2 protein-coding genes are annotated in these 3,341 nt (G+C 43.0%); one reads left to right on the plus strand and one right to left on the minus strand.

Translation table 11 applies throughout. The annotated features are described in order from the left end of the window. Nucleotides 1-56 precede the first annotated feature (56 nt). Nucleotides 57-1,391 (plus strand): NADP-specific glutamate dehydrogenase, encoded by a 1,335-nt coding sequence (locus ACMJ0U_RS00865; RefSeq protein ID WP_417127528.1) that lies wholly within the window; start codon nucleotides 57-59, stop codon nucleotides 1,389-1,391. Nucleotides 1,392-1,437: 46 nt separating this feature from the next. Here the strand turns inward: ACMJ0U_RS00865 and ACMJ0U_RS00870 are convergent, their stop codons facing one another. Continuing rightward, nucleotides 1,438-3,117, minus strand: a complete 1,680-nt coding sequence (locus ACMJ0U_RS00870) for an IdeS/Mac family cysteine endopeptidase (RefSeq protein WP_417127530.1) — start codon at nucleotides 3,115-3,117, stop codon at nucleotides 1,438-1,440. Between the last annotated feature and the right edge of the window lie 224 nt (nucleotides 3,118-3,341).

A 3,341-nucleotide genomic window follows, 5' to 3' on the forward strand; every position in this document is an offset into this window, starting at 1 on the left:
AACATATTACTGTGATTTTTCAAAACCAATAAATAAGACAGATAATCTTTTAAATTATGAATGCAGCTAAAGTTCTGGAAGATCTGAAAAGAAGATTCCCAAATGAACCTGAGTATCATCAGGCAGTAGAAGAAGTATTAGGAACTATCGAAGAGGAATACAACAAACACCCCGAATTCGACAAAGTAAACTTAATTGAGCGTCTGTGTATTCCAGATCGCGTGTATCAGTTCCGTGTCACTTGGATGGACGATAAAGGTAACATCCAGACCAATATGGGTTACCGTGTACAACACAACAACGCTATCGGCCCGTACAAAGGCGGTATCCGTTTCCACAGTTCTGCAAACCTGGGAATTTTGAAATTCCTGGCATTCGAACAGACCTTCAAGAACTCACTGACTACTCTTCCGATGGGTGGTGGTAAAGGTGGATCTGACTTCTCTCCACGTGGCAAGTCAAACGCAGAAGTAATGCGTTTCTGTCAGGCATTTATGCTGGAATTATGGCGTCACATCGGCCCTGAAACCGACGTTCCTGCCGGTGATATAGGTGTAGGCGGTCGTGAAGTAGGTTACATGTTCGGTATGTACAAAAAACTGACTCGCGAATTCAGTGGTGTATTGACTGGTAAAGGCCGCGAATTTGGTGGTTCACTTATCCGTCCGGAAGCTACCGGTTACGGTAACATCTATTTCTTGCTGGAAATGCTGAAAACTCGTAACATCGACATCAAGGGTAAGACTTGCCTAGTATCTGGTTCAGGAAATGTAGCACAATACACCGTAGAAAAACTGATTCAGTTAGGTGCAAAGGTCGTTACCATGTCTGACTCCGACGGTTACATCTACGATCCAGACGGTATCGACCGTGAAAAACTGGATTACATCATGGAATTGAAGAACCTTTACCGCGGACGAATTCGTGAATACGCTGAAAAATACGGTTGCAAATACGTGGCAGGCGCTCGTCCATGGAACGAAAAAGCAGACATTGCCCTTCCTTCTGCTACACAGAATGAAATTAACGGCGACGATGCAAAAGCACTGGTAGCAAACGGAGTATTCGCCGTATCAGAAGGAGCTAACATGCCTTCTACACCAGAAGCTATCCGCGTATTCCAAGATGCCAAGATTCTTTACGCTCCAGGTAAGGCAGCCAATGCAGGTGGTGTATCCGTGTCAGGTCTGGAAATGACCCAGAACTCTATCAAATTGAGCTGGAGTCAGGAAGAAGTTGACGACAAACTAAAGAGCATCATGAAGAACATTCACGAAGCTTGTGTAAAATACGGTACAGAACCCGACGGTTATATCAACTATGTAAAAGGTGCCAACGTAGCCGGATTTATGAAAGTGGCTAACGCCATGATGGCTCAAGGAATTGTATAATTCTCTATATCTCTCATGATAAAACGGGTGGAACTGCATTCAGGTTTCATCCGTTTTTATTTTCAAAGAATGACTTCCAGTAAGAGATACCTTTATCCAGCAATACCAAATCCATGATTTTTATCTTCAGACTTTCATTGTATACCCACTTCATATAAGTAAACAACGCCCCACTGGAAGCATCCTTCTCATACACAATTTTAGCCTTGTATACCCAGTCTCCCAAACTCCCGTCATTATTATCTACCAGATAAATCGTACTCACCTCTCCCTTTTCATCAAACTCGGCTCCCCAAAGGTTTACGGCATGACCACCACCCTGAATAAAAATATCCAGTCCGACAGCCATTCCCTGCTTCTTTGCCAACTTGATGGCATTATTAAACTCCTCCTTTGTCATATACCCGTTGCCATACTGCCGCGCTAAGGAATTCCGACCAAACACCTCAAAAAAGAAGCCCGCATTTTCCAGTTCCGGCATATCCTGAGGATACATCACCCTATTACAGATACCCGATAAGAACCAGTTTACGCCCGATACAACATATCCAGACTTATTTCCAAAACGAGTTTTAAAGTTCTGGTATATTTCACTATGTTTTGAGTCTGGATAAGCCATAGGAATCGAAAAAGTTGGATTCTGCTGACGTTTATACTCCACATAACGCTCCACATAGCTACGATTCATATTCAGCCACCAATGCATCAGGTTCGAAGAAGAAGCTTCCCAACAAGTCCTTCCATCCCCAGTCGCACTGCCATCCGATGCATTCAGTTTGTTACAATCAAACCACCCGCAACCTTCCGTCCAAGCCATACGGTAAACCGGTGAATCAAACATCCACTTGTCAGAGGGCTGTACACCATCTACCCACCATATAGGTTCTTCCGGTACTATCTCTTGCGATTTCAACTGAAGATTCACCGTCACCTGCTTTCCACTTTCCAGTTCATTTCCAATACTTTCCGGCGCATTATACAGCAGTTCACGATTTCCTGCAACAATTTTTATCCACCCATCCGTACGAAAACTTGCCAATCCTCCAGGAAACACTAAGGCTTCAAAGCAACCTTCTTCCTTCATCCGGTGCGCTTGTATCCAACCCGTTTCATCTTCTGCCTTCACCCCACGACCAGACAAAACACACCTGCCCGACAAATAACCATGTACATATACCTGTACCTGACTCTGCTCCTCACTCGGGAAGACCTCCTTTATATTTCTCACATTTACCGTTACCCGACTCATGACATGCCGGAAATCCAATCTTACAGGACAATGCTTTACAGCCTCCACGTCCGCCACCAACAAGTCAGAAGATAAGAAATTCTCGTCAACCGACTGATTCAGGCTCACTCTATGTACATACCAACAAGCCCCTTCCCACAGTTCCATCCGGGTAACAGCAGGCCAGACCGCATAAAAATGAGGAACTTTTCCCCAATCTTTCCACGATAAAGAAGAAGTCCACCGTTCTCCCTCGCAATGCAATAAGGTTCTATCCTGAATCTTATCCGGCTGAGATTCATATCCCCATAAAGCCACTTCATCTCCCGCCTGGAAGTCTCCACTTCCATCCGTTTGCATAGCCACACGAGACAGTGACGACACGGATACTTTAAAATCTATATTATCAGAAGAGTACAATTCAGAATTCTCCTCCGAAGAACAAGCGAAAGTGCATAATACAAAAAATAGGAACAGACTACGTATAATAAAATTCATGGTAAACAAGTTTATCTTTATCTCTACTAACAAATAGAGTGGTACACTTGTTTATTTCTCATTCATAAAATTCCATCACCAACCACAAAAGACCTCTTTATTTTACTCTTGATACAAGCAAAATAAAGAGGTCTATCACAGATTAACATTTTATTATTGTATAGTCAGAGACTGAGTATTCCAATTATATGATACAATATATAACGTATTCATGTTTAAAACTT

Origin of the sequence: Phocaeicola sp., from assembly GCF_048170425.1 — a bacterium.
Lineage (GTDB): Bacteria > Bacteroidota > Bacteroidia > Bacteroidales > Bacteroidaceae > Phocaeicola.